The 25,548-nt window shown below is 66.2% G+C and carries 25 protein-coding genes; 7 read left to right on the forward strand and 18 right to left on the reverse strand.

Going from position 1 to position 25,548, the window contains the following annotated elements; genetic code table 11:
- Positions 1-35: 35 nt before the first annotated feature.
- Entirely contained in the window at positions 36-419 is a 384-nt protein-coding gene (locus tag AASM09_RS19380; RefSeq protein WP_049429234.1) for a GtrA family protein, read from the forward strand.
- Positions 420-603: 184 nt separating this feature from the next.
- Here the strand turns inward: AASM09_RS19380 and AASM09_RS19385 are convergent, their stop codons facing one another.
- The 9 genes from AASM09_RS19385 to AASM09_RS19425 all read right to left on the reverse strand — a co-directional run bounded on the left by AASM09_RS19385 (position 604) and on the right by AASM09_RS19425 (position 7,821).
- On the reverse strand, positions 604-1,026 hold the full coding sequence (locus AASM09_RS19385) for a F0F1 ATP synthase subunit epsilon (RefSeq protein WP_005411127.1): 423 nt from the start codon (positions 1,024-1,026) through the stop codon (positions 604-606).
- Between the two features lie 113 nt (positions 1,027-1,139).
- On the reverse strand, positions 1,140-2,546 hold the full coding sequence (atpD, locus tag AASM09_RS19390) for a F0F1 ATP synthase subunit beta (protein ID WP_049429233.1): 1,407 nt from the start codon (positions 2,544-2,546) through the stop codon (positions 1,140-1,142).
- 38 nt (positions 2,547-2,584) lie between these two features.
- Complete coding sequence (gene atpG, locus AASM09_RS19395) at positions 2,585-3,448, reverse strand: F0F1 ATP synthase subunit gamma (protein WP_006471334.1); 864 nt, start codon at positions 3,446-3,448, stop codon at positions 2,585-2,587.
- A gap of 97 nt (positions 3,449-3,545) precedes the next feature.
- Complete coding sequence (atpA, locus tag AASM09_RS19400) at positions 3,546-5,093, reverse strand: F0F1 ATP synthase subunit alpha (protein WP_005419511.1); 1,548 nt, start codon at positions 5,091-5,093, stop codon at positions 3,546-3,548.
- Positions 5,094-5,137: 44 nt separating this feature from the next.
- Positions 5,138-5,665: a F0F1 ATP synthase subunit delta gene (locus AASM09_RS19405; RefSeq protein ID WP_005411131.1), complete on the reverse strand. Its 528-nt coding sequence runs from the start codon at positions 5,663-5,665 to the stop codon at positions 5,138-5,140.
- A gap of 2 nt (positions 5,666-5,667) precedes the next feature.
- Complete coding sequence (locus AASM09_RS19410; RefSeq protein WP_005419512.1) at positions 5,668-6,138, reverse strand: F0F1 ATP synthase subunit B; 471 nt, start codon at positions 6,136-6,138, stop codon at positions 5,668-5,670.
- 106 nt (positions 6,139-6,244) lie between these two features.
- On the reverse strand, positions 6,245-6,550 hold the full coding sequence (atpE, locus tag AASM09_RS19415; RefSeq protein ID WP_005411133.1) for a F0F1 ATP synthase subunit C: 306 nt from the start codon (positions 6,548-6,550) through the stop codon (positions 6,245-6,247).
- A gap of 73 nt (positions 6,551-6,623) precedes the next feature.
- On the reverse strand, positions 6,624-7,424 hold the full coding sequence (gene atpB, locus AASM09_RS19420) for a F0F1 ATP synthase subunit A (protein WP_010481316.1): 801 nt from the start codon (positions 7,422-7,424) through the stop codon (positions 6,624-6,626).
- 31 nt (positions 7,425-7,455) lie between these two features.
- Positions 7,456-7,821 (reverse strand): hypothetical protein, encoded by a 366-nt coding sequence (locus AASM09_RS19425; protein ID WP_014648497.1) that lies wholly within the window; start codon positions 7,819-7,821, stop codon positions 7,456-7,458.
- A 459-nt stretch (positions 7,822-8,280) separates the two neighbouring features.
- On the opposite strand from AASM09_RS19425, the gene AASM09_RS19430 reads away from it, so the two are divergent.
- Positions 8,281-9,099 (forward strand): hypothetical protein, encoded by an 819-nt coding sequence (locus AASM09_RS19430; RefSeq protein WP_049429263.1) that lies wholly within the window; start codon positions 8,281-8,283, stop codon positions 9,097-9,099.
- 438 nt (positions 9,100-9,537) lie between these two features.
- Here AASM09_RS19430 and lpdA read toward each other — a convergent pair whose 3' ends face one another.
- The 3 genes from lpdA to AASM09_RS19445 all read right to left on the reverse strand — a co-directional run bounded on the left by lpdA (position 9,538) and on the right by AASM09_RS19445 (position 13,849).
- Positions 9,538-11,346, reverse strand: a complete 1,809-nt coding sequence (lpdA, locus tag AASM09_RS19435) for a dihydrolipoyl dehydrogenase (RefSeq protein ID WP_049426680.1) — start codon at positions 11,344-11,346, stop codon at positions 9,538-9,540.
- A 107-nt stretch (positions 11,347-11,453) separates the two neighbouring features.
- Complete coding sequence (gene aceF / locus AASM09_RS19440; protein ID WP_100443694.1) at positions 11,454-13,166, reverse strand: dihydrolipoyllysine-residue acetyltransferase; 1,713 nt, start codon at positions 13,164-13,166, stop codon at positions 11,454-11,456.
- A 167-nt stretch (positions 13,167-13,333) separates the two neighbouring features.
- A complete protein-coding gene (locus AASM09_RS19445; protein ID WP_049429100.1) occupies positions 13,334-13,849 on the reverse strand; it encodes a DNA-deoxyinosine glycosylase in 516 nt (171 codons plus the stop codon).
- A gap of 186 nt (positions 13,850-14,035) precedes the next feature.
- On the opposite strand from AASM09_RS19445, the gene AASM09_RS19450 reads away from it, so the two are divergent.
- From AASM09_RS19450 to glpK, 3 genes are all read left to right on the forward strand, one after another.
- Positions 14,036-14,671, forward strand: a complete 636-nt coding sequence (locus AASM09_RS19450; RefSeq protein WP_005411140.1) for an OmpW/AlkL family protein — start codon at positions 14,036-14,038, stop codon at positions 14,669-14,671.
- Between the two features lie 192 nt (positions 14,672-14,863).
- Positions 14,864-16,351 carry a glycerol-3-phosphate dehydrogenase gene (glpD, locus tag AASM09_RS19455; RefSeq protein WP_049429099.1) on the forward strand — a complete coding sequence of 496 codons (1,488 nt, stop codon included), beginning with the start codon at positions 14,864-14,866 and terminating at the stop codon, positions 16,349-16,351.
- 102 nt (positions 16,352-16,453) lie between these two features.
- On the forward strand, positions 16,454-17,953 hold the full coding sequence (gene glpK / locus AASM09_RS19460; RefSeq protein WP_049429098.1) for a glycerol kinase GlpK: 1,500 nt from the start codon (positions 16,454-16,456) through the stop codon (positions 17,951-17,953).
- 189 nt (positions 17,954-18,142) lie between these two features.
- Here the strand turns inward: glpK and AASM09_RS19465 are convergent, their stop codons facing one another.
- Together AASM09_RS19465 and AASM09_RS19470 are read right to left on the reverse strand one after the other, a co-directional pair.
- Positions 18,143-18,937, reverse strand: coding sequence for a MetQ/NlpA family ABC transporter substrate-binding protein (locus AASM09_RS19465; RefSeq protein ID WP_049429097.1), 795 nt, complete (start codon positions 18,935-18,937; stop codon positions 18,143-18,145).
- 26 nt (positions 18,938-18,963) lie between these two features.
- Positions 18,964-19,935, reverse strand: a complete 972-nt coding sequence (locus tag AASM09_RS19470; RefSeq protein ID WP_005411144.1) for a helix-turn-helix transcriptional regulator — start codon at positions 19,933-19,935, stop codon at positions 18,964-18,966.
- Between the two features lie 81 nt (positions 19,936-20,016).
- On the opposite strand from AASM09_RS19470, the gene AASM09_RS19475 reads away from it, so the two are divergent.
- Together AASM09_RS19475 and AASM09_RS19480 are read left to right on the forward strand one after the other, a co-directional pair.
- Positions 20,017-20,619, forward strand: coding sequence for a LolA family protein (locus AASM09_RS19475; protein WP_049429096.1), 603 nt, complete (start codon positions 20,017-20,019; stop codon positions 20,617-20,619).
- Between the two features lie 106 nt (positions 20,620-20,725).
- A complete protein-coding gene (locus AASM09_RS19480; protein WP_005411146.1) occupies positions 20,726-21,502 on the forward strand; it encodes a DUF481 domain-containing protein in 777 nt (258 codons plus the stop codon).
- Between the two features lie 73 nt (positions 21,503-21,575).
- Here AASM09_RS19480 and hemC read toward each other — a convergent pair whose 3' ends face one another.
- From hemC to AASM09_RS19500, 4 genes are all read right to left on the reverse strand, one after another.
- Entirely contained in the window at positions 21,576-22,487 is a 912-nt protein-coding gene (gene hemC / locus AASM09_RS19485) for a hydroxymethylbilane synthase (RefSeq protein WP_049429095.1), read from the reverse strand.
- A gap of 597 nt (positions 22,488-23,084) precedes the next feature.
- Entirely contained in the window at positions 23,085-23,816 is a 732-nt protein-coding gene (locus AASM09_RS19490) for a LytR/AlgR family response regulator transcription factor (RefSeq protein ID WP_012481330.1), read from the reverse strand.
- 10 nt (positions 23,817-23,826) lie between these two features.
- Positions 23,827-24,870, reverse strand: a complete 1,044-nt coding sequence (locus tag AASM09_RS19495) for a sensor histidine kinase (protein ID WP_180849008.1) — start codon at positions 24,868-24,870, stop codon at positions 23,827-23,829.
- Positions 24,871-24,873: 3 nt separating this feature from the next.
- Positions 24,874-25,533, reverse strand: a complete 660-nt coding sequence (locus AASM09_RS19500; protein WP_080355019.1) for an alpha/beta hydrolase — start codon at positions 25,531-25,533, stop codon at positions 24,874-24,876.
- Positions 25,534-25,548 lie beyond the last annotated feature (15 nt).

Genomic DNA, 25,548 nt, shown 5'->3' on the forward strand with positions numbered 1-25,548 from the left:
GTTAACATGGGCATCCCTCCCCCTTCGCCATGCCGATGAGCCTCATCCGCCAGGGAAGCGCCTACCTCGTCATCGGGCTCGTGCAGCTGCTGCTCGACTGGCTCGTGTTCGTGGCCGCCACCGCGCTGGGCATGCCAGTGGCGCCGGCCAACGTCGCCGGGCGCCTGGCCGGCATGCTGCTGGGCTTCTGGCTCAACGGCCGCTACACCTTCGCCGAGGCGGGCGCACACAGGCTGGGCTGGAAGCGCTTTGCCCGCTTCTTCGGGCTGTGGCTGCTGATGACCGCGGCAAGCACGCTGCTGGTGAGCCTGGTCGATCACGCGCTCGGCCTGCAGTACACCTGGCTGGCCAAGCCGCTGGTGGAAGGTGCGCTGGCCTTCGTGTCGTTCCTGCTGATGCGCTACGTGGTGTATCGCTGAGACCGCGCCAGGATCTGGAAGCGGAACCGGAACGGTAGAGTCGACTGTTGGTCGACTGCTCTTCCGTGAGGTCGCGAAAGTCCCGCGCTGCGCGCGGTAGTCGACTGACAGTCGACTCTACCCGGCAACCCAAACAAAAACGCCGGCACAAGGCCGGCGTTTTCGTGGATGCAGCGCGTGAACCTCAGTGCTTGAGCGTCTTGCGCAGGCGTTCCAGGGCCTGCAGCTGGACAACGGCTTCGGCCAGCTTCTGCTGGGCTTCGGCCACTTCCATGGCTTCACCGCGGTTGGCCAGGATGCGCTCGGCTTCTTCCTTGGCCTTGCGGACCGAGGCTTCGTCGATGTCCTGCGCGCGGATCGCGGTGTCGGCCAGCACGGTCACCACCTGCGGCTGAACTTCCAGGATGCCGCCGGAAATGGCGAAATCCAGCTGCTCGCCGTTCGGCGTGGTCACCACCACCTTGCCCGGCTTCAGGCGGGTGATCAGCGGCGCGTGCTTGGGCGCGATGCCCAGTTCGCCCAGCTCACCGGTGGCCACGACCAGGGTCGCTTCGCCACGGAAGATTTCCTGCTCGGCGCTGACGATGTCGCAACGGATCGTGCTCATGCAAATCTCTTCGCTGTTCGCGGCGGCGCAATGCCACCGTGGGAGTCCACCGGCGCGGGCGGTTGCCCGGCGCCGGCGTCAGGTCGGGCAGGATCGCTCCCGCCCGCCCCGGATCAGGCCTTCTCGGCCATCTTCTTGGCCTTCTCGACCGCTTCTTCGATGCCGCCGACCATGTAGAACGCCTGCTCCGGCAGGTGGTCGTACTCGCCATCGACGATGGCCTTGAAGCCACGGATGGTGTCCTTCAGAGGCACGTACTTGCCCGGCGAACCGGTGAACACTTCGGCCACGTGGAACGGCTGGCTGAAGAAGCGCTCGATCTTACGGGCGCGCGACACGGCCTGCTTGTCCTCTTCGGACAGTTCGTCCATGCCCAGGATCGCGATGATGTCCTTCAGTTCCTTGTACTTCTGCAGGGTCTGCTGGACGCGCTGGGCGGTGTCGTAGTGCTCGTGGCCGATGACCAGCGGATCCATCTGGCGGCTGGTGGAGTCCAGCGGATCGACGGCCGGGTAGATACCCAGCGAGGCGATCGAACGCGACAGGGTGACGGTCGAGTCCAGGTGGGCGAAGGTGGTCGCCGGCGACGGGTCGGTCAGGTCGTCCGCGGGAACGTAGACGGCCTGGATCGAGGTGATCGAGCCATTCTTGGTCGAGGTGATGCGCTCCTGCAGGACGCCCATTTCCTCGGCCAGGGTCGGCTGGTAACCCACGGCGGACGGCATGCGGCCCAGCAGTGCCGACACTTCGGTACCGGCCAGGGTGTAGCGGTAGATGTTGTCGACGAACAGCAGGACGTCCTTGCCCTTGCCGTTTTCGTCCTTCTCGTCGCGGAAGTACTCGGCCATGGTCAGGCCGGTCAGGGCGACGCGCAGACGGTTGCCCGGCGGCTCGTTCATCTGGCCGTACACCATCGCCACCTTGTCGAGGACGTTGGAGTCCTTCATTTCGTGGTAGAAGTCGTTGCCCTCACGGGTACGCTCACCCACGCCGGCGAACACGGACAGACCGCTGTGCGCCTTGGCGATGTTGTTGATCAGCTCCATCATGTTGACGGTCTTGCCGACGCCGGCGCCGCCGAACAGGCCGACCTTGCCGCCCTTGGCGAACGGGCACATCAGGTCGATGACCTTGATGCCGGTTTCCAGCAGCTCGGTGGCCGGGGACTGGTCTTCGTACGACGGCGCCGCACGGTGGATTTCCCAGTTGTCGCTGGCAGCCACCGGGCCGGCTTCGTCGATCGGACGGCCGAGCACGTCCATGATGCGGCCCAGGGTGCCGGCGCCGACCGGCACCGAGATGCCACGACCGGTGTTGGTGGCGACCAGGTTGCGCTTCAGGCCGTCGGTGGAACCGAGGGCGATGGTACGCACCACGCCGTCGCCCAGCTGCTGCTGGACTTCAAGGGTGATTTCGGTGTTGTCGACCTTCAGCGCGTCGTACACCTTCGGCACCGACTCACGCGGGAATTCGACGTCGACGACCGCGCCGATGATCTGAACGATCTTGCCCTGACTCATTGCTGCATCCTCTAAATGTGTGCTTTGAACGAACGCGGTCAGACTGCTGCCGCGCCGCCGACGATTTCGGAGATTTCCTGGGTGATCGCTGCCTGGCGCGCCTTGTTGTAGACGAGCTGCAGGGTGCCGATCAGCTTGTTGGCGTTGTCGCTCGCCGCCTTCATCGCAACCATGCGTGCTGCATGCTCGGAGGCGACGTTTTCCAGCAGTGCCTGGTACACCAGCGACTCGATGTAACGCGTCATCACGTGCTCCAGCACGGTCGCGGCATCGGGTTCGTACAGGTAATCCCAGTCGTGGTGAGCGACCTGCTTCTCAGCCGGCGGCAGCGGCAGCAGCTGATCGAAGCTGGCCTTCTGCGTCATGGTGTTCACGAAGCGGTTGTAGACCAGGTACACGCGGTCGACCTTGCCTTCGGTGAAGGCGTCGAGCATGACCTTGATCACACCGATCAGCGATTCCAGCTTCGGCACGTCGCCGATGTGGGTCACGCTGCCGACCATGTTGACCTTCACGCGTCGGAAGAAGGTCGATGCCTTCTGGCCGATGGTCACCAGGTCCACTTCAGCACCCTTGTCCTGCCATGCCTTGGCTTCGCCCAGCATCTTGCGGAACAGGTTGTTGTTCAGGCCGCCGGCCAGGCCGCGATCGGAGGAGATCACGATGAAACCGACCCGCTTGACCTGCTCGCGCTCGACCAGGAACGGATGCTGGTAGTCGGTGCTGGCCTGGGCCAGATGACCGATCACCTGCTTCATCGCCTGCGCGTACGGACGCGAGGTCTTCATCCGATCCTGCGCCTTGCGGATCTTGGAGGCCGAGACCATTTCCAGGGCGCGCGTCACCTTGCGGGTGTTCTGCACGCTCTTGATCTTGGTTTTGATTTCGCGTCCGCTTGCCATCTCTTGTTTCCCGTGGCGCGGGGCTGATGCCCCGCGTTGTTCAACCGTTTGTCATCTGGTCCAGCGGAGCCAGCGGCTCCGCTCTACAGGACCGCGATTACCAGCTGCCGGTGGTCTTGAACTCGGCGATGCCCTTCTTGAAGGCACCTTCGATGTCGTTGTCCCAACCGCCGGTGGCGTTGACCTTGCTGATCAGCTCGCCCTGGGTGTTGGCGAAGTGGGCGTGCAGGCCTTCTTCGAACGCCAGCAGCTTGTTGACCGGCACGTCGTCGAGGTAACCCTCGTTGACGGCGTAGATCGACAGCGCCTGGTTGGCGATCGACATCGGCGCGTACTGCTTCTGCTTCATCAGCTCGGTGACGCGCTGGCCACGCTCCAGCTGCTTGCGGGTCGCTTCGTCCAGGTCCGAGGCGAACTGCGCGAACGCAGCCAGCTCGCGGTACTGGGCCAGCGAGATACGGATGCCGCCCGACAGCTTCTTGATGATCTTGGTCTGGGCCGAGCCACCGACGCGCGACACCGAGATACCCGCGTTCACGGCCGGGCGGATGCCGGCGTTGAACAGGTCGGTTTCCAGGAAGATCTGGCCGTCGGTGATCGAGATCACGTTGGTCGGAACGAAGGCGGACACGTCGCCGGCCTGGGTTTCGATGATCGGCAGCGCGGTCAGCGAACCGGTCTTGCCGGTGACCTTGCCTTCGGTGAACTTCTCGACGTACTCCTCGGACACGCGGGCTGCGCGCTCAAGCAGACGGGAGTGCAGGTAGAACACGTCACCCGGGTAGGCTTCACGACCCGGCGGGCGCTTCAGCAGCAGCGAGATCTGGCGGTAGGCGACGGCCTGCTTGGACAGATCGTCGTACACGATCAGCGCGTCTTCGCCGCGGTCCATGAAGTACTCACCCATGGTGCAGCCCGAGTAGGCGCTGATGTACTGCATGGCAGCCGATTCGGAAGCGGTCGCGGCCACCACGATGGTGTGGGCCAGCGCGCCGTTCTCTTCCAGCTTGCGCACGATGTTGGCGATGGTCGAAGCCTTCTGGCCGATCGCAACGTACACGCACTTGATGCCGGTGCCCTTCTGGTTGATCACCGCATCGATCGCCATCGCGGTCTTGCCGGTCTGGCGGTCGCCGATGATCAGCTCGCGCTGGCCACGGCCGATCGGGATCATCGAGTCGACCGACTTGTAACCCGTCTGCACCGGCTGGTCGACCGACTTGCGCCAGATCACGCCCGGAGCAACGCGCTCCACCGGAGCGGTCAGGTCGGTGCCCAGCGGGCCCTTGCCGTCGATCGGCTCGCCCAGCGCGTTCACGACGCGGCCCAGCAGTTCCGGACCGACCGGCACTTCCAGGATGCGGCCGGTGGTCTTGGCGACGTCACCTTCGCGCAGGTGCTCGTAGTCACCCAGGACCACGGCGCCGACCGAGTCGCGCTCCAGGTTCAGGGCCAGTGCGAAGGTGTTGTTCGGCAGTTCGATCATTTCGCCCTGCATCACGTCGGCCAGACCGAAGATGCGCACGATGCCGTCGGACACGCTGGTCACGGTGCCTTCGTTGCGCGATTCCGCGGCCAGCTTGACCTTCTCGATGCGGTTCTTGATCAGTTCGCTGATTTCGGAGGGGTTGAGCGTGGTTGCCATCGTCAAGTCCTAGTGCCGGCAGCGGGGCCGGACGTTAAATGAATTCAGTTAGCGAGCGCGGTCTGCAGACGGGCCAGCTTGCCCTTCAGCGAACCATCGATGACCACGTCGCCGGCGTCGATCACGGCGCCGCCGATCAGCGAGGCATCGACCGCGGTGGTCACGTCGACCTCGCGGTTGAAGCGCTTGCGCAGCGCGACCTTGATCGCGTCCAGTTCACCGGCCGACAGTTCGGCGGCCGAGGTGACGGTGGCCTTGACCACGTGCTCGGCTTCGGCGCGCAGGGCGTCGAACATGCCGGAGATTTCCGGCAGCAGCGGCAGACGATGCGATTCGGCCAGAATGGCCAGGAAGCGCGAGTAGGTCTCGCCGTGCGACACCGGCGCCAGCAGGGCGACGGCGTCGTCACGACCCAGCTCCGGGTTGGCGAGCAGGGCCGCCACGCGCGGGTCGGCGGCGACGTGGGCGGAGAACGCCAGGGCGTCCGACCACGGCGCGAACGCGCCTTCGTCGCGCGCGGTCGCGAACGCGGCGCGGGCGTACGGGCGGGCAAGCGTGAGGGCCTGGCTCATCCTTAGATCTCCGAGGCCAGCTCGTCGAGCAGCGCCTTGTGGGCGTTGGCGTCGATTTCGCGCTTGAGCAGCTTTTCGGCACCGGTCACGGCCAGCGCTGACACCTGCTTGCGCAGATCTTCACGGGCACGGTTGGCGGCGGCGTCGATTTCAGCCTGGGCCAGTTCCTTCTGACGGGTGGCTTCGGTGATCGCTTCGTTGCGGGCAGCATCGACGATCTGGTTGGCACGTGCGTGGGCCTGATCGATGATCTCGTTGGCCTTGGTGCGTGCTTCCTTCAGCGCTTCGTTGACCTTCTCCTGCGCCTGGGCCAGATCTTTCTGGCTGCGGTCGGCAGCAGCGAGGCCTTCAGCAATCTTCTGCTGGCGCTCTTCGATCGCGTTCATCAGCGGCGGCCAGATCTTGGTCGCGATGATCCAGATCAGACCAGCGAAGGCCAGCGCCTGCGCAAGAAGGGTGAAATTGATATTCATGGTTAGCTCGATCGCTGGTTTCGGGGTGGACGCGCCGCCGTAGCGGCGCATCCGGCCTTCATCCGAAACCGGGTGCATCAGCACCCGGTCGTCTCAAACCGCTGTATCAGCCGGCCAGAGCCTTGGTGACGGCGCCAGCGAAGGCAGCCGACAGCGGGTTGGCGAAGGCCAGCAGCAGGCCGACGGCGACCGAGATGATGAACGCGGCGTCGATCAGGCCGGCGGTGATGAACATGCGGACCTGCAGGACCGGGATCAGTTCCGGCTGGCGGGCGGCCGACTCCAGGAACTTACCAGCCATGATGGCCAGACCCAGACCGGCGCCCAGCGCGGCCAGGCCGATCATGATGCCGACGGCAAGGGCGGTGGAGCTCTGAATCTGCGCGAAGTTGGTCAGGACGGCGAAGTACATGGTTATCTCCAGGAACTTAAGTTGCTAAGGGTGATGAAACGGATGAAGGTTGAAACGCGTTGAAGCTTGAAACTCAGTGAGCGTCTTCCGACAGGCTCAGGTACACGATCGACAGCATCATGAAGATGAAGGCCTGCAGCGGGATTACCAGCAGGTGGAACAGCATCCAGCCGAGGCCGAACACACCACCGGCAATGGCACCGAAGAAACCGGCACCACCCAGCACCCAGATCAGCAGGAACACGATTTCGCCGCCGAACATGTTGCCGAACAGTCGCATCGCCAGCGAGATCGGCTTGCTCAGCCACTCGACGATGTTGAGGATCAGGTTGAACGGCATCATCCACTTGCCGAACGGCGCCGTCAGGAATTCCTTGATGAAGCCGCCAAGGCCCTTCGACTTCAGTGCGAAGAACAGCATCAGGAAGAACACGCTGATGGCCATGCCCAGGGTGGCATTGACGTCAGCGGTCGGGACCGGCTTCCAGTAGTGCACGCCCACCCATTCCAGCGGCTTGGCGATGAAATCGGCCGGGATCATCTTCAGCAGATTCATCAGCAGAATCCAGAAGAAGATGGTGATGGCGATCGGCGTGACCAGCTTGCTCTTGCCGTGGTAGGTGTCCTTGGCCTGGCGGTCGACGAACTCCAGGCAGATTTCCACGAAGGCCTGCCACTTGCCCGGCACACCGGCGGTGGCCTTGCGGGTGCCCAGCCAGAACGCGACAACGATCACCAGGCCCATCAGGACCGCGGTGAGGAAGGTATCGACGTGGATATGCCAGAACATACCCTCACCCTTGCCGACCGGCGCGGTCAGGTTGTGCAGGTGATGCTGGATGTAGCTGGTAGGGGTTAGAGCCTCGCCCGCCATGTGTCCGGAACCTTCAGTTAATTGAATTCTGTCAACGCCTGGCCATCGCCAGGACCTGGAACATCAAGCCGACGGCGATACCGGCCAACAGCGCCAATGCAGGCAGCTTGAAGACCAGGAACCCCACCAGCAGGACGCCGAAAACCACGACCCACTTGGCTACGATCGCAATGATCAGGCGAGCCATCGCCGATCCTGCTGCCACCGCTCCCCCGCCCAGTGCCATCCGCGCCGCCACCCAGCCACCGGCCGAAATGGCCACACCGGACGCCAGCGCGCCGAGGGCGTATTTCGGACCCACCAGCAGGAAGGCCAGGGCCAGGACAGCGACCGCGGCCAGCGGGTAGACCGCGGCGCGCAGCATCAGTCGCCGACCCGCATCAACGGAGTTCAGCACAGGACGTCCCGCGTGGTTGCAAGTGGAGGGCTGAGGCGGCTACAGCAGGGGGGCCTCATCGAGCCGCCAAATTATAGCAATGGGACAATTTGCGAGACAACCGCTGCCTGTTCATCCCGGGAAGCCGCAAGTTGCGGTAACGGTTACATTTTTGCGTGCCACCCGGGGGACAATGACGTCCGTATGATGCTGCGGCGCAATATTGAACTTTGGTCGCATCCGGCGGAACTTTCGCCCAACGCACCGGTCCGAACTTTCGACCTGCCTGCAGCAACCTCGTCGACGCTCCGCCCCGCAGGTCCCACGATGGCCCCGAAGCCCGGCTCCGGGGCCATCTTTTTGCATCGTGGCGACAGCGCTGAACCATGCACATCGCGTGGACCATACGTTCACGGATGGTGGACGCGCCTGTCCGGCACAGTGGATTTCATTCTGATGAACCACTGCAAGGACTCTTCGATGCGCTCCGTTCCCACCCTGCTCGCCCTCTCCCTGCTTGCCGCCGGCGCTTCGTTCGCCACTGCCGCCCACGCCGCCGAAGGCGATGATCGCTTCGCCCTGCGCCTGGGTGCGATGAACATCGACTCGGACAACACCCTGCGTGGCAAGACCAACGTCGCCGGCCAGGACATCGGCTTCTCGGAGGACTTCAAGCTGGGGGGCAAGGAATGGGAGCCGCGCATCGACGGCATGTTCCGCATCAGCAACCGCCAGCGCCTGCTGTTCAACTACTTCAAGTACGACAAGGACCGTCGCGAGACCCTCGGCCAGGACATTTCCTTCGGTGACGTCAACGTGCCGTCCGGCAGCTTCGTCAAGGGCGAGCTGAAGTACCAGGTGGCCAGCCTGGTCTATGACTACTCGGTGGTGGACACCGACACCTTCGATCTCGGCCTGCAGCTGGGTGCCGAGTACGCCAAGGTCAGCACCAAGGCATACGCGGATCTGGGCACCGTCTACGAAGGCCAGTTCCTCAACGAAAAGACCGACGGCGTAGCACCGGTGGTCGGCGCACGACTGAGCTTCACTCCGTCGGAGAAGTGGATGATCACGCTGCAGGGCCAGTACCTCAACACGCGCTGGGGCAGCTTCGACGACTACAAGGGCGACCTGAGTCGCGCCAACGCCATCGTCGACTACCGCTTCACTAAGAACTTCGGCGTGTTCGCCGGCTACGACTGGTTCAAGCTCGATGCGGACAAGAAGGGCAGCGACGGCACCATCGGCCTGAAGCAGGAATTCAAGGGCCCGGTGGCAGGCGTCAGCTTCGTGTTCTGATCCCCCGCTCCTTCCACACGCTCTCTCCTGGCGCGGCCTCCTGAACATCGGGGCCGCGCTTTTTTGTTTGCGACGCGGAGCTATGGGTAGAGTCGACTGTTAGTCGACTGCTTTCAGTCGTGATGCGGAAGAACCCGCGCTGCGCGCGCAAGTCGACTAACAGTCGACTCTACCGAAGCTGGGCATCACGGCGGCTGTTGCAGTGGCTCTGCGGCTAGACCGTCCGCAAGCCGAGCCGCTGCGCGGGTGGCAGGCGTTTGGACAAAGTAAAGGAGGAGGCGACCGCCGCAGGCGGGCGACGGGGGACATTTGTCGAAATGCCTGCCACCCGCGCAGTGGCCCGGACCCTCGCGATGACAACAGCCGAAGATATTCCTGCAGCCAACAAAAAAACCCCGGCAGGAACCGGGGCTTTTCGTTTGGAACGGCGCGGGCGCCCTACTTCTTCTTCGGCATGTACAGATCGGTGATCGTGCCGTCGTAGATTTCCGAGGCCATCGCCACCGATTCGCTCAGCGTCGGGTGCGCGTGGATGGTGTGGCCGATGTCTTCGGCTTCCGCACCCATCTCGATGGCCAGGCCGATCTCGGCCAGCAGGTCGCCGGCATGCACGCCAACGATCGCGCCACCGATGATGCGGTGGGTCTCTTCGTCGAAGATCAGCTTGGTGAAGCCTTCGGTACGGCCGATGCCGATCGCGCGGCCGCTGGCGGCCCACGGGAACTTGGCCACGCCCACCTTCAGGCCCTTGGCCTTGGCTTCGGTCTCGGTCACGCCGACCCAGGCGATTTCCGGGTTGGTATAGGCCACCGACGGAATCACGCGCGCCACCCACTCCTTCTTGTGGCCGGCAGCCACTTCAGCGGCCAGCTTGCCCTCGTGCGTGGCCTTGTGCGCCAGCATCGGGTTGCCGACGATGTCGCCGATGGCAAAGATGTGCGGCACGTTGGTGCGCATCTGACGGTCAACCGGAATGAAGCCACGGTCGGTGACCTGCACGCCGGCCTTCTCGGCATCGATCTTCTTGCCGTTCGGCGAGCGGCCCACGGCCACCAGCACACGGTCGAAGGTGCCCTGCGCCAACGCAGGCGCCTGGCCTTCCTCGGCGGCTTCGAAGGTGACGGTGATGCCCTTGGCATCGGCGGTGACGCCCGAGGCCTTGGTCTTCAGGTGCACGTCGATGCCCTGCTTCTTCAGGCGGTCGGCCAGCGGCTTGACCAGGTCCTTGTCGGCGCCCGGCATCAGCTGGTCCATGAACTCGACCACGGTGACCTTGCTGCCCAGCGCGCCATACACGGTGGCCATTTCCAGGCCGATGATGCCGCCGCCGACGACCAGCAGCGAGGCCGGCACGTCGGCCAGCTCCAGCGCGTCGGTGGAATCCATCACGCGCTTGTCGTCCCACGGGAAGTTCGGCAGCTTCACCGCCTGCGAACCGGCGGCGATGATGCACTTCTGGAAGCGCAGCAGCTGGGTGCTGCCGTCAGCGGCGGTGATTTCCAGCTCGTTGGCGGAAACGAACCTGCCGACGCCCTGCACACTGCGGACCTTGCGCTGCTTGGCCATGCCGGCCAGGCCCTTGGTCAGCTGGTTGACGACCTTTTCCTTGTACTGGCGCAGCTTGTCCAGGGTGATGGTCGGCTTGCCGAACTCGACGCCGAAATCACCGGCGTGGGCGACTTCGTCGATCACCGCGGCGGCATGCAGCAGCGCCTTTGACGGGATGCAGCCGACATTGAGGCAGACGCCGCCGAGGCTGGCGTAGCGCTCGACGAGCACCGTATCCAGGCCGACGTCGGCGGCGCGGAAGGCGGCGGTGTAGCCGCCCGGGCCCGAGCCCAGCACGACCATTTCGCATTCGATGTCGGCCGGCTTGCCGCTGGACAGCGCCGGCTTCGGTGCCGCCGGCTCGGCCGGGGCGCGGTGCGACGGAGTCACCGGCGGCTTGCTGGCCGGGGCGGCTGCAGCCGGGGCCGGCGCGGCGGCCTTGGCCGGGGCTTCGGCGGCGCCTTCGGCATCCAGCAGCACGACCACGGCGCCTTCGGACAGGGTGTCGCCCAGCTTGACCTTGATTTCCTTGACCACGCCGGCGGCCGAGGACGGCACTTCCAGGGTGGCCTTGTCCGACTCCAGGGTCACCAGGCCCTGGTCCTTCTTCACCGTGTCGCCGACGGCGACCAACACTTCAATCACCGGCACATCGCTGTAATCGCCGATGTCGGGAACCTTGACTTCAATCGTGGCCATGGTGGGTTTTCCTCGTGCCCGGCCGGCATGGCCGGCGGGCTGTCACTGCATCTGTTCACGCGGCCGCGCCAGGGGCAGCGGCCGCACGGTGGGGGCGAAGCGGTGCCTTACAGCAGCACGCGGCGCATGTCGGCCAGTACCTGCGACAGGTACGTGGTGAAGCGTGCGGCCAGGGCGCCGTCGATGACGCGGTGGTCGTAGCTCAGCGACAGCGGCAGCATCAGCTTCGGTGCGAATTCCTTGCCGTTCCAGACCGGCTGGATGGACGACTTGGAGACGCCGAGGATGGCCACTTCCGGTGCATTGACGATCGGGGTGAACGCGGTGCCACCGATGCCACCCAGCGAGCTGATCGAGAAGCAGCCGCCGCTCATGTCGGCCGGGCCAAGCTTGCCATCGCGCGCCTTCTTGGCCAGTTCGCCGGTTTCCTGCGCGATCTGCACCACGCCCTTCTTGTCCACGTCGCGGATGACCGGCACGACCAGGCCGTTCGGCGTATCGGCGGCGAAGCCGATGTGGAAGTACTTCTTCAGGGTCAGGTTTTCACCGCTGGCATCGAGCGAGGCGTTGAATTCCGGGAACTTCTTCAGCGCAGCGGCGCTGGCCTTGATCAGGAAGGCAAGCATGGTCAGCTTGATGCCGGCCTTCTCGTTTTCCTTGTTCAGCGCCACGCGCAGGCCTTCCAGATCGGTGATGTCGGCCTGTTCGAACTGGGTGACGTGCGGGATCATCGCCCAGTTGCGGGCCAGGTTGGCGCCCGAGATCTTCTTGATGCGCGACAGCGGCTGCACTTCGGTCTCGCCGAACTTGCTGAAGTCGACCTTCGGCCACGGCAGCAGGTTCAGGCCACCACCACCAGCAACGGCGCCACCGGCAGCCGCCGGCACGCCACCGCTGAGGGCGGCCTTGACGAACTTCTGCACGTCACCCTTGGTGATGCGGCCGCCCTTCTCGGTGCCGCTGATCTGCAGCAGGTCCACGCCCAGCTCGCGGGCGAACACGCGCACGGCCGGGGTGGCGTACGGCACCTTTGCCGGCAGCACGCCATCGGCGTTGAACTGCACCGGCGGGCTGGACGGAGCACCGGCCGAGGCGATCTCGCGGGCGGCCAGCTTGTCCGGCTGGGCCGGAACGGCGACCGGCTCAACCTTGGTAGCAGTCTCGGCAGCGGCCGGAGCGGCGGCCGCAGCGGCCTTGCTCGGGGCCGGCGCGGCAGCGCCTTCGGCTTCGATGATGGCGACCACATTGCCCTGCGACAGAGTGTCGCCAACCTTGACCTTGATCTCCTTGACCACACCGGCCACCGAAGACGGCACTTCCATGGTGGCCTTGTCGCTTTCCAGGGTGACCAGGCCCTGGTCCTTCTTGACCGTGTCGCCCACGGCCACCAGCACTTCGATGACCGGAATGCCGGAGTAATCGCCGATATCCGGCACCAGCGCTTCCACCGCACCGCCGCTGGCGGCCGGAGCGGCCGGCGCAGCTGCGGCCGGGGCCGGCGCACTCTGGGTAGCAGCAGCCGGGGCAGCGGCCTTGGCCGGTGCCGGCGCAGCCGCCGCCGGCTTGGCGGCTTCGCCTTCGGCCACTTCGATCAGGGCCACGACCTTGCCTTCGGACAGGCTGTCGCCGACCTTGACCTTCAGTTCCTTGACCACGCCGGCCACCGAGGACGGCACTTCCATGGTCGCCTTGTCGCTTTCCAGCGTCACCAGGCCCTGGTCCTTCTTGACCGTGTCGCCGACGGCGACAAGCACCTCGATTACCGGGATATCGCTGTAGTCACCGATATCGGGGACAAGTGCTTCCTTGATTTCGGCCATGGGGATAACTCCGGCAATCTGGTGTAGGGAAACGTCTATTGTGCGGCCAGCGGGGGCCAGCGCCAACCGTTACAGGTGTTTTCAGTACGCACGCAGCCGGGACAGGCTGTTGCCCATGGGGTGCGGCCACGACCAGTCGGTAGCGTATTGTCCGGACGATGTCCGCTTCATGTCGCCAGTGCGTCGGCCACCGGCTGCCAGGCCACACGCAGGCGCGGCAACGACCAGGCCGCATTGGCCGGGCTGGTGGAAGGCAGCGCCAGCAGCCGGGGCGGGGCCTCCAGCCGTGGCAGCACCCAGCGCTGGAACGCCAGCATCGATGCACCGCCGTTGCAACCGATCAGCTCCAGCTCAGGAAGGGAGGCGATCAATGCCGGCAGCGCATTGGGCACTTCCGTGCCGCGCACGATGTGCGCATCCAGGCTGCCGCGACGTTCGCATTGGCCGATGACATCCCACAGGCCGACACCTGCCGCCTGCACTGCCTGCAACCGCTGCGCATACGGCAGGCCCGCATCAAACCCGCAGATATCAGCCATCAGCGACCAGAAACGATTGCGTGGATGGGCGTAGTAGCGCTGCTCCTGCAATGACGCCGCGCCCGGCATCGAGCCCAGCAACAGCACCCGGCACTCCACGTTCACCTGCGCTTGCAGGCCGATGCACAACGTTGCTTCGCTCACATCTTCTCCAACTGCATGAATGTCGGCGCGCGCGGAAAACCCCATGGAAACAGGCTTTTCGCACTGATCGCTGAACAAGGAAAACTATTTTTTAACGCGCGTCGGATTCGATTCATGTTGAGGCGACTACGGTGTGCTCGCCCCGCAACCGGGGGCCCAAAACAAGAAACACTAGGAGATACCCCCATGCGCTCCATCCGTATCCTGAGTCTCGCCCTGCTGACCTCCGCCGCCTTCGCGCCGGCCGCTTTCGCCCAGGACAGCAGCTCCACCGATACCGCTTCGGGCAAGCATTTTGCCGTGGTTGGCGGCGTCGCGCTGCTGCAGCCGAAGAATGATCCGATCGACGGCATCAAGAAGGTCGATGGCGGTCCGGCGCCGACCGTCAGCTTCAGCTACTACATCAACGACAACTGGGCCGTTGAACTGTGGGGCGCCGCCGACAAGTTCGACCACAAGGTGAAGGGCCCGAACAATGCCCGTCTGGGCAACGTCGAGCAGCAGCCGGTCGCGCTGAGCGGCCAGTACCACTTCGGCCAGGCTGACAACGTGTTCCGTCCGTTCGTGGGCGTGGGCTACTACCAGTCCAGCTTCAGCAATGAAACGCTGGCTGACGGCAGCAGCTCCGACATCCGCCTCAAGGATGCCAAGGGTGTGATCGGCACCGTCGGCGTGGACATGAACATCAACTCCACCTGGTTCGCCCGTGCCGATGCCCGCTACATGCGTTCGCGTCCGGACGTGAAGGTCGGCGGCGAGAAGATCGGCGAAGCGAAGATGGATCCGTGGACCGTCGGCTTCGGCATCGGCGCCCGCTTCTGATCCAGGCAGTACCGGCTTCATTGATGTAACGCGACGGGCCCTGCGGGGCCCGTCGTCGTTTCCGTCACCTGCGTTCCGCCTGTAGAGCCGAGCCCATGCTCGGCTGCTTTTTTGTAGAGTCGAGCTTGCCCGGCCACCCAGAAAGCAGCCGAGCATGGGCTCGGCTCTACATGAACAGGACACGGAGGCACGATGCACGAAGTCGACCTGCTGGTGATCGGTGGCGGCATCAACGGCGCTGGCATCGCCCGTGATGCGGCCGGCCGCGGCCTGCGGGTGCTGTTGTGCGAGCAGGATGACCTGGCCGCGCACACCTCCAGCGCCAGCAGCAAGCTGATCCACGGCGGCCTGCGCTACCTGGAACAGGGCGAGTTCGGACTGGTGCGCAAGGCACTGGGTGAACGCGAAGTGGTACGCCGGCAGGCCCCTCATCTGGTCCGTCCGTTGCGCTTCGTACTGCCATGGGAACCCCACCTGCGACCGCGCTGGATGCTGCGCACGGGCCTGTGGCTGTATGACCATCTCGGCCGGCGCAGCCCGGCGTTCCCCGCCTCGCGCGCACTGGACCTGCAACGCGACCCGCTCGGCCCCTGGCTCTCCCCGGATCTGCGGCAGGCCTTCAGCTACGCCGATGCGCAGGTCGACGACGCGCGGCTGGTGCTGCTCAATGCGTTGGACGCCGCCCAGCGTGGCGCACGGGTGCATGTGCGCAGCCGCTGCGTCGAACTGCGCCCTGTGCAGGGCCGTTGGCAGGCCACGCTGGAAGCCACCGACGGCCGGCAGCAAACGGTGATCGCCCACGCCGTTGCCAATGCGGCCGGTCCCTGGGCAGGAGGCCTGCTGGAACGGATGCAGGCGCGCGATGGCGGCCCTGCCCTGCGCCTGGTACAGGGCAGCCACATCGTGCTGCGCCGGCCCTGGCCCGACGACAGTGCCTGCCTGCTTCAGCAACCCGATGGCCGCGTGGTGTTCCTGCTGCCCTTCGCCCACGACCACCTGCTGGTCGGCACCACCGACACCGACTACCGCGGCAACCCGGCCCGATGCAGCGTGCTGCCTTCCGAAGTGGACTATCTGTGCGAGGCCGCCAATCGCTACCTGCGCGAACCCATCACCCCGGAAGACGTGGTCTGGCAGTTCGCAGGGGTTCGCCCGTTGCTGGCCGATCCGGACCCGCGTGCAGCGAAGCTGAGCCGTGACTACCGCCTGCAACTGCAGTCCGGCCCGGCGCCTGCACTGCACGTGCTGGGCGGCAAGCTGACCACGTACCGGGTGCTGGCCGAAGAAGCGCTGGAGCTGCTGCGCCCTGCCCTGCTGCAGATGGGACCGGCATGGACAGCAGCGGGCCACCCGCTGCCGGGCAGCGACTGGGGCGACGCCGCGCAGGCGCACTCCCGCCTGCAGGCATTGGCACCGTGGCTGCCCTCCTGTACGGCGCAGCGTTGGGCCGAGGCCTACGGCAGCCGCAGTGCTGCGCTGCTGCAGGGCGCGCACGGCCTGGAAGATCTTGGCGAGGACCTTGGTGCGGGCCTGCACGCGCGCGAGGTCACCTTCCTGCGTGACCACGAATGGGCGCGTAGCGCTGAAGACGTGCTGTGGCGAAGGAGCAAGCTGGGATTGCGGCTGGACGCCGCCCAGGTGGCCCGGCTGCAGGCGTGGATGGGGCAACCCACCCTGTAGAGCCGAGCCATGCTCGGCTGCGTTGTGCAAATGCGGCCGAGCATGGCTCGGCTCTACAGAGAGAAGGGTAAGTTACCCTGACCGTTCTACCGGAGACGCTGCATGACGCCCCGCTACGTGCTGGCCATCGACCAGGGCACCACCAGTTCGCGCGCGATCCTGTTCGACCGTGCTGGCGACGTCGTCGGCAGTGCGCAGCGCGAGTTCGCGCAGATCTTCCCGCAACCGGGCTGGGTCGAGCATGACCCGCGCGAGATCCTCACCAGCGTCTATGCCACGCTGACCGAACTGCTCACCCGCGAACAGATCGAACCGCGCCATATCGCCGCGCTGGGCATCACCAACCAGCGCGAGACCACCGTGGTCTGGGACCGCGCCACCGGCCAGCCGATCCACAATGCCATCGTCTGGCAGTCGCGGCAGAGCCACGCCATCTGCGAGCGGCTGAAGTCCGACGGGCATGAGGCACTGGTCCGCGAACGCACCGGCCTGCTGATCGACGCCTATTTCTCCGCTACCAAGGTGCGCTGGATCCTCGACCACGTGGAAGGTGCGCAGCAACGCGCCGAGCGTGGCGAGCTGCTGTTCGGCACCATCGACAGCTGGCTTGTGTGGAACCTCAGTGGCGGCCAGGCGCATGTGACCGACTACAGCAATGCCGCGCGCACCCTGCTGTTCAACATCCACACGCTGGACTGGGATGACGACCTGCTGGCGCTGCTGGACATACCCCGCGCGATGCTGCCGCAGGTACGCGATTCCAGCGCGGTGTATGCGCACACCCGGCCGCAGTTCTTCTTCGACCACCCGATTCCGATCGCCGGCATCGCCGGAGACCAGCAAGCGGCGCTGTTCGGCCAGGCCTGCTTCCAGCCGGGCATGGTCAAGAACACCTATGGCACCGGCTGCTTCATGCTGATGCACACCGGCACGCAGGCGGTACGATCCCGTAACGGCCTGCTGACCACCATTGCCTGGGGCCTGGATGGCCGTGTGGAATATGCGCTGGAAGGCTCGATCTTCATCGCCGGCTCGGTGGTGCAGTGGCTGCGCGACGGCCTGCGCATGATCGACCGTGCCAGTGACAGCCAGGCATTGGCCGCGCAGGTGCCCGACAGTGGTGGCGCCTACCTGGTGCCGGCGTTCGTCGGCCTGGGCGCCCCCTATTGGCGCAGTGATGTGCGCGGCGCGATGTTCGGCCTGACCCGCGGCACCCGCAAGGCGCACTTCGTGCGCGCAGCGCTGGAGGCGATGGCGTACCAGACCCGCGATGTGCTCGACGCGATGCAGTCCGATGCGGGCATCGCGCTGACCGAACTGCGCGCCGACGGCGGTGCAATCGGTAATGACTTCCTGGCCGGCTTCCAGGCCGACATCCTCGGCGTGCCGCTGCTGCGGCCACGGTTGACCGAGACCACTGCACTGGGCGCGGCCTACCTGGCCGGTCTGGCGGTGGGGTTCTGGACCAGCCGCGAACAGATCGCAGCGCAGTGGGGCCTGGACCGGCGCTTCGCGCCACAGATGGACGTGGCCCGGCGCGAGAAGCTGTATGCCGGGTGGCAGCAGGCCGTGGCGGCCACCCTCGCCTTCCACGTCGATTGAAACTGCAATGCCGTGCCGTGCCGTGCCCGGCTACAGTACGTGGGTTGCCCCTGTAGAGCCGAGCCATGCTCGGCTGCCGTTGGTGGGGCGCCGCAAAAAAGCAGAGCCGAGCGTGGGCTCGGCTCTACAGGGAAGGCAGTGTCGACCAAGGTCGACACCCAACATTTCAAATCAACAGGTCAGCCGCAATCAGAACGCCGGCAGCACCGCGCCCTTGTACTTGGTCTCGATGAAAGCCTTCACCTGCGGGCTGGTCAGGGCCTTGGCCAGCTTCTGCACGCGGGCGTCGTCCTTGTTGTCCGGCCGCGCGACCAGGAAGTTCACGTACGGCGAATCCTTGCTCTCGATCGCCAGTGCGTCCTGGGTCGGGTTGAGGCCGGCGTCCAGCGCGTAGTTGGTGTTTATCAGGGCCAGGTCGACCTGGTCCAGCACGCGCGGCAGCATCGCCGAGTCCAGCTCGCGGAACTTCAGGTTCTTCGGGTTGGCGATGATGTCGCGCTGGGTCGACAGGGCGTTGGTCGGGTCCTTCAGCGCGATCACGCCGGCCTTGTGCAGCAGGATCAGCGCGCGGCTGTTGTTGCTCGGGTCGTTCGGGATCACTACGTCGGCGCCTTCGCGCAGCTCGGCCAGCGACTTGATCTTGCGTGAGTACGCACCGAACGGTTCGATGTGCACGCCGATCACCTTCACCAGGTCGGTCTTGCGGTCGCGGTTGTAGGCATCCAGGTACGGTTCGGTCTGGAAGTAGTTGGCGTCCACCTGCTTCTGCACCAGCTGGTCGTTGGGCTGCACGTAGTCGTTGAACACGCGCACGTCCAGGTCCACGCCTTCCTGCTTGAGGATCGGCTTGACCACCTCGAGGATCTCGGCGTGCGGCACGGCCGTGGCAGCCACCACCAGCTTCTGCGAGGGTTCGCCGGACTTGCCACAGGCGGTCAGGGCCAGCGCAGCGGCAAGCAGGGGCAGCAACAGGGTCTTCTTCATGGGCGGAGGGGTTCTCGGGGGGAGTGTCAGGATTTTTCGTAGTTGCTCAGGGCCAGCTCGAGCAGCGCCTTGGCCTGCTCGCGCAGCATCACCGGCTCGACGATCTCGGCATCCGAGCCGTAGTGCAGCACGTCCATCAGCAGCTCGCGGGAGACGCTGTACGGCACCTTCAGTTCATAGCGGCCATCGGCCAGGAAGCGGCCCTGCTGCTTGGAGTGCCAGTGCTCGTCGGCCACCCAGCGCGCGGCCTTGGCACTGAACAGGATGGTCGCCCAGCCCTTCGGTGCGCCGGAGAAGATGCCGTAGCTGGCACCCAGCTGCTCGTCCAGCTCGCTGTCGGCCACGTCGCGGGCAGTACTGTCGACCACCCGCGCCTTGTGGATGCGGTCCACGGCGAAGCTGCGCAGGGCTTCGCGGTCATGGTCCCAGGCATCCAGGTACCAGTTGTCGCGGTAATGGGTCAGGCGCTGCGGCGAGACGGTGCGCTTGGTCGGCTCGTCGGTGGAACGGGCACGGTACTCGAACGCCAGCTGGCGGCGCTCCAGCACCGCCGAGGCCACGCTGCGGAAGCTGCCTTCATCGAACTTGCGTCCGCGGTGCGGGATTACCCGCACACGGTCCACCGGCCAGTTGGAGACACCGGCCTGGGCTGCCAGCAGGCTCTCGATACGCTGCTGCAGCGGCGCCAGCACCGAGGACAGCACGCCGCCGCCGGTCCGCGCCAGCAGGTGCTGCGAGGCCAGCAGGGCATGCAGCTCCTCCGAGCTGAGCCACAGGCCGGGCAGCTCGAAGCGGTCGCTCTCGTCGGCCTGGTAGCGGAAGCCGGCCTCGCCGTCGCCCTCGATCGGTGCCATCAGCGCATCGCGCAGGAAGGCCAGGTCGCGGTAGACGGTGGCACGGGAACAACCGAGCTTGTCCTGCAGGGTCGCCACCGTCACCGGATAGCGCGCGGACTTGAGCAGACGATGCAGGGCGGTGATGCGTTCGTATCGGTCCATACCCCCGATTATGTCCGAGTCGCGGGTCTTGTGTGGGACGTTTGGGCTATCGTGGTCGCCCCCACCCCCATGGAACGCCCGATGCGCCGGTTGCCCGCCCTGTCCCTGCTGGCCTGCCTGCTGCTGGCTGCCTGCGATCGCGCGCCGGCGCCGGCCAGCACCGGAGCCCCCGTGCCCGCAGCAGATCCGGCGCAGGCCGTATTGGGCGCCAGCCAGCGCTTTGCGGCCCTGAATAGTTTCCATGCCGAGCTGGAGGTGCTGGGCGCACCGCAGCCGGTACGCAGCGCCATGGACTTCGTCGCCCCCGACCGCTTCCGGGTGCAGACCCCGGGCGGGCCGCAGACGATCATTGGCGACACCATGTTCCTGCAGGCCGACGGCGCGATCCGCCAGGTTCCCACCCCGCCGGGCCTGCTGGAGCAGTGGCGCAATCCATTGCCGGCCGACGCCCTGCCTGCCGACCTGCAGGCCGAGGATCTGGGCAGCCAATCGCTGGATGGGATCCAGACCCGTCACTACCGCCTGCGCGGCGCGCAGCCCGGCGAACGCCTGGAGTACTGGGTGGACGCCCAGGGCCTGCCGAGGCAGATCGTGCGCAGCGGCGACAGCAATGGCCGCAGTTTCCAGCTGCGCCTGCGCTATTCGCGCTTCAACGACCCGGCATTGCGTATCGATCTGCCCTGAATGGGCGTTCGCGGCAACGTCTGCTGAAGCGCGCCTTGGATCGATTCGGACCGCCATCACGCTTCCAGTATCATCACCGGCTGTCAACCGCTTCGGAGAAGCCCCGATGTCCCTGCGCGTGTCCCTGCTGATCCCCCTGCTGCTGTGCGCGCCGCTCGCGTATGCACAGGATGCCTCCGAACTGGCGGCGATGTCTTCGCCGTGGAGCGGCAGTGGCGGCGAGCTCGGCTTCGCCTCGGCACGCGGCAACAGCAGCACCGAGAGCTTCAACGGCCGCCTGCGCCTGCGCTACACCGACGGCGACTGGGTGCACAGCATGGACCTGGCCGGCCTGCGTTCCAGCTCCAAGGTGACCGAGACCCGCGACGACGGCACCACCACCCGCCGCAACAACACCACCGCCAACCGCTACACCGGCAGTGCCGGCAGCGCGCTGCAGCTGGGCGAGCACCGCCAGCTGACCGCGACGGTACGTACCGAGCGCGACGATTTCGCCACCTACGACCGCCAGAGCTCGTTCGGCCTGGGTTACGGCACCCGCCTGTGGAACACCGAGCGCTTCTCGTTCGACGCGCAGATCGGCCCCGGTGTGCGCCGCACCCACAGCACCGAGGACGACCGCACCCGCACCGGCATGATCGGCCGCGGCCTGTTCGACATGAAGTACTCGCTGACCGACAACACCGACCTGGTCAACACCCTGCTGGTCGAATCCGGTTCGTACAACACCTTCGGCCAGAACGACTTCGGCGTGTCGGTGAGCATGAACGAGCATCTGGCGCTGAAGGCCGGCTGGCAGGCGCGTTACAACAGTGACGTGGCCGAGGACAAGCGCAAGACCGATACGCTGACCACGATGAACGTGGTCTACAAGTTCAAGTAAGCAGAACGGGCGCCAAGGCGCCCGTTTCTCTTTCCCGGTAGGCGCCCACCTTGGTGGGCACGATCCAGCGACCTCAGACGTTCAACAGCTCGCCGGCGCCATCGTCCAGCAGCAGCTTCGCCAAGCGCTGGCCCAGGCCTTCCGGGTCGCTGGCCGGACCCACGGCCTCGGCGCGCACCGCACGGCCGTCACTGGCGCTGCCGACCAGGCCCTGCAGGTGCAGGTCATCCCCCTGCCACTGCGCGATGGCCGCCACCGGCACGTGGCAACTGCCATGCAACGCACGATTCATCGCCCGCTCGGCTTCCACGCAGGCACGCGTAGCCGCATCGTCCAGGCCGGCGAACAGCGCCATCAGGCGCGCATTGCCTCCATCACACTCCACCGCCACCGCGCCCTGCGCCGGGGCCGGCAGCCACTGCGGCGGCTGCAGGCGCGCGACGATGCGTTCGCCCAGGCCCAGCCGTTCCAGCCCGGCCACCGCCAGCACGATGGCGTCGTAACCACCGTTGTCGAGCTTGGCCAGGCGGGTGTTGACGTTGCCGCGCAGGTCCAGCAGTTCCAGGTCCGGGCGCAGCGCGCGCAGCTGGGCCTGGCGGCGCAGCGACGAGGTTCCGACCCGCGCACCGATCGGCAACGCGTCCAGCGAGGCATACAGGTTGGAAACAAAGCCATCGGCCGGATCGTGGCGGGTCAGCATCGCCGGCAGCGCGAATGGCGCGTCCAGTTCCATCGGCACGTCCTTCAACGAATGCACCGCGCAGTCGGCCTCGCCACGCAGCATGGCCAGCTCCAGTTCCTTCAGGAACAGGCCCTTGCCACCGATGGCGGCCAGCGAGCGGTCGAGCACTTCGTCACCGCGGGTGCTCATCGGCACCAGTTCCACATGCAGGCCGGGGTGGGCCTGGCGCAGGCGGTCGGCGACGTGTTCGCTCTGCCAGAGGGCGAGCGGGCTCTTGCGGGTGGCGATGCGGACGGTTTCCATCCGGTCATTATCGCGCCTTCGGCGCGGATACGGCCAACGGCGGAGCCCCTCGTGGCTGGGGCTATCAAAGCAAAAGCCGTGCTTGGCCGGGGCGGCGGGGTCATGCGGGGACGCCGTGAACCCATCCGTGGGGGCTTGGCCGCGGCATCCATGCCGCGGACACCCCCGCGAACCCACCCCGCCCGACCCCTGACAGTTTCCCTGCGTGTCAGCCACGGAAGATCAAAAGAAAAAAGCAGAAGCAAAGGCAACAGCTGGCGGCTTCCGGGGTCAGATCCCTTTTCCGCAGGAAAAGGGATCTGACCCCTCTTTCCCACCCGACAACACCAACGCCTTTGCCGTCCGACGCAGGAGACAACGAGAGGGTTGGGCCGGGGTGGGGTGGCGGGATCGTTGGCGCCATGGATGGCGCCATCGAGCTTACAGGGATGTACTTGCAGCGTGTCCCGCCACCCCACCCCGGCCCGACCCAGCACGTAGCAACACCGAGCCATGAAACGCTGTTGCTGTTGCTGTTGCTGTTGCTGTTGCTGTTGCTGTTGCTGTTGCTTTCGATGTTGCTCGCAAGCAGTCGCGGCCGCAGGCCGCGCGGAACACTCACAGATGCCGCAGTTCCTGCTTCAGCGTCGCCACGCAGCGGCGGCTGACTTCCAGCGGCTGCTTGCCATGCCGCAGCACCGCCTGCACCTGCCCGCCCGTACCACGGCGCAGCTCCACCAGCTCGTGACGCGCCACCAGGCAGTTGCGATGGATGCGGATGAAACGGCTGGCGAACTCCTCCTCCAGCGATTTCAGCGACTCCTCGATCAGGTCTTCACCGCGCGCATGGTGCACCACCACGTACTTCTCTTCGGCCTGCAGGTAATGAATGTCGTCCAGCGGGATCAGCCGCAGGCTGCCACGCAGGCGTGCGCACAGCATGCTGCGGGCCTGCTGCCCGCCGCTGTCCTGGGGCTGGCCATCGCGGCCGGCCAGGAACGTGCGTGCGCGAGCGATCGCCGCGGCCAGGCGCTCGGCGCGGACCGGCTTCATCAGGTAATCGATCGCCGCCGCTTCAAAGGCCGACAGCGCGTGCGCGTCGTAAGCGGTGCAGAACACCACCGCCGGCCGTGGCTCGAAGCTGGCCAGGTGGCGCGCCGCCTCCAGGCCGTCCAGCCCGGGCATCGCGATGTCCAGCAGGACCAGGTCCGGCTGCAGCTCCGCGCACGCGTGCAGGGCCTGCTCGCCGTTGCCGGCCTCGGCCACCACGTCCACCCCGTCCTGCGCCGCCAGCAGGCTGCGCAGGCGCTCGCGCGCCAGCGGTTCGTCATCGGCGATGACTACCCTCACGATCGTCCCCTCACTGGATCGGCACTGTCACCTGGCAGGCATAGTAGCCCTCGCTCCAGCCAGCCGTCATCCGCGCGGCGCTGCCGAAGCGCCAGGCCAGCCGATGACCGATGCTGTGCTGGGCATGCCCGGCACCACGCGCCAGTGCCAGCCCCGGTGCCTGCGGATCCGGCGCGGGATTGCGCACCTGGATCTGCAGTTCATTGCCGTCGCGGTGCAGCTGCAGCTCGATGGTGCCGCCCTCGGGCAAGCGTGAAATGCCATGCAGCACCGCGTTTTCCACCAGTGGCTGCAGTACCAGCCTCGGCAGTGGCAGGTCCCACGGCAGCGGCTCGTCGCGTTGCCAGCGCACCTGCAGGCGTTCGCCCAGCCGCAGCGATTCAATCGACAGATAGCGCTCGGCCAGCTCGCATTCGTCGCGCAGGGTGGAGTCGCCCTCGCCCGCGCCCAGCGCGGCACGGAACAGGTCGGACAGGTCCAGCACCGCGCGTTCGGCCACCGCCGGATCGCGATGCAGCAGGCTGGCGATCAGGTTCATGCTGTTGAACAGGAAATGCGGGCGGATGCGCGCCTGCAGCGCGTCAGCCTGCGCGCGCGCGTTGGCCTGCACCTGCGCGGCCCAGCGATCGCTGACATAGAAGTAGCGCAGGGCCAGCGCGGCGATCAGTGCCGTGGTTGCCGCACTGCCGAGGGTGAAGCGCCAGAAGCTGATGCCGCGGGCGAAGTTGTCACCCAGTACCGCGTACAGCGCATGCACGATGCCAGCACAGATCACCGCGATCAGGGTCGCCAGCACGATCGCCGCGACAGCGCCCAGCATCTGCGGCAGCCTCGACAAAGCCTGCCGCAGCAGGCACAGGCTGGCGGTCACCGCCAGCGCCAGCCACAGCGCGAAGCCGCTGGCCGACAACAGCTCGCCGAAGGTCCAGTGGCGGCTGCCATCGGGCGCCAACGCCAGCACCACCACCACCAGCTCGGCCAGGCCGAGCATCGCCGCCAGCCGCGGCAGGCGGCACAGTTCCGGCATCCACGGCGGTGTGCTGGCGGGGGGCATGGCTCAGGCGGCGCCCAGCCGTTCCTGCAACCAGTTACCCAGCGCCTGGATCTCTTCGGCGCAGACCTGATGGGCCATCGGGTAGCTGTGCCATTCCACCTCCAGGCCCAACGCCTGCAGGGCCTGCGCGCTGTGTACGGCCACCGCCTGCGGAATCACCGGGTCGCTGCTGCCATGGGCCATGAACACCGGCACCTGCACCGCACCGTCAACGCGCTTGGCGCTCTGGGCTTCCGGCAGATAGGTGGACAGTGCGATCAGGCCAGCCAGTGGCGCGGTGCGCGACAGTGCGGCGGTGAGGATGATCGCGCCGCCCTGCGAGAAGCCGGCCAGGAAGATCTTCTCCGGCGCGATGCCGCGCTCGATCTCGCGTGCGATCAGCGCATCCAGCTGCTGCACCGATTCCTGTACGCCGGCCATGTCTGCACGCGAGCGGAAATCCATGCCGACGATGTCGTACCAGCCGCGCATCGGCACGCCGTTGTTGATCGTGATCGGCCGCACCGGTGCGTGCGGGAACACAAAGCGCAGCGCCGGCCAGTGCGGGCGCACCAGTTCCGGCACGATCGGCGCGAAGTCGTGGCCGTCGGCGCCAAGCCCGTGCAGCCAGATCACCGACCACTGCGGCGACGCGCCGGTCTCCTGTTCCACCGTTTGCAGCATGATGCGGCTCCTTCA

The organism is Stenotrophomonas maltophilia (assembly GCF_039555535.1).
GTDB classification, from domain to species: Bacteria; Pseudomonadota; Gammaproteobacteria; order Xanthomonadales; family Xanthomonadaceae; genus Stenotrophomonas; species Stenotrophomonas maltophilia_Q.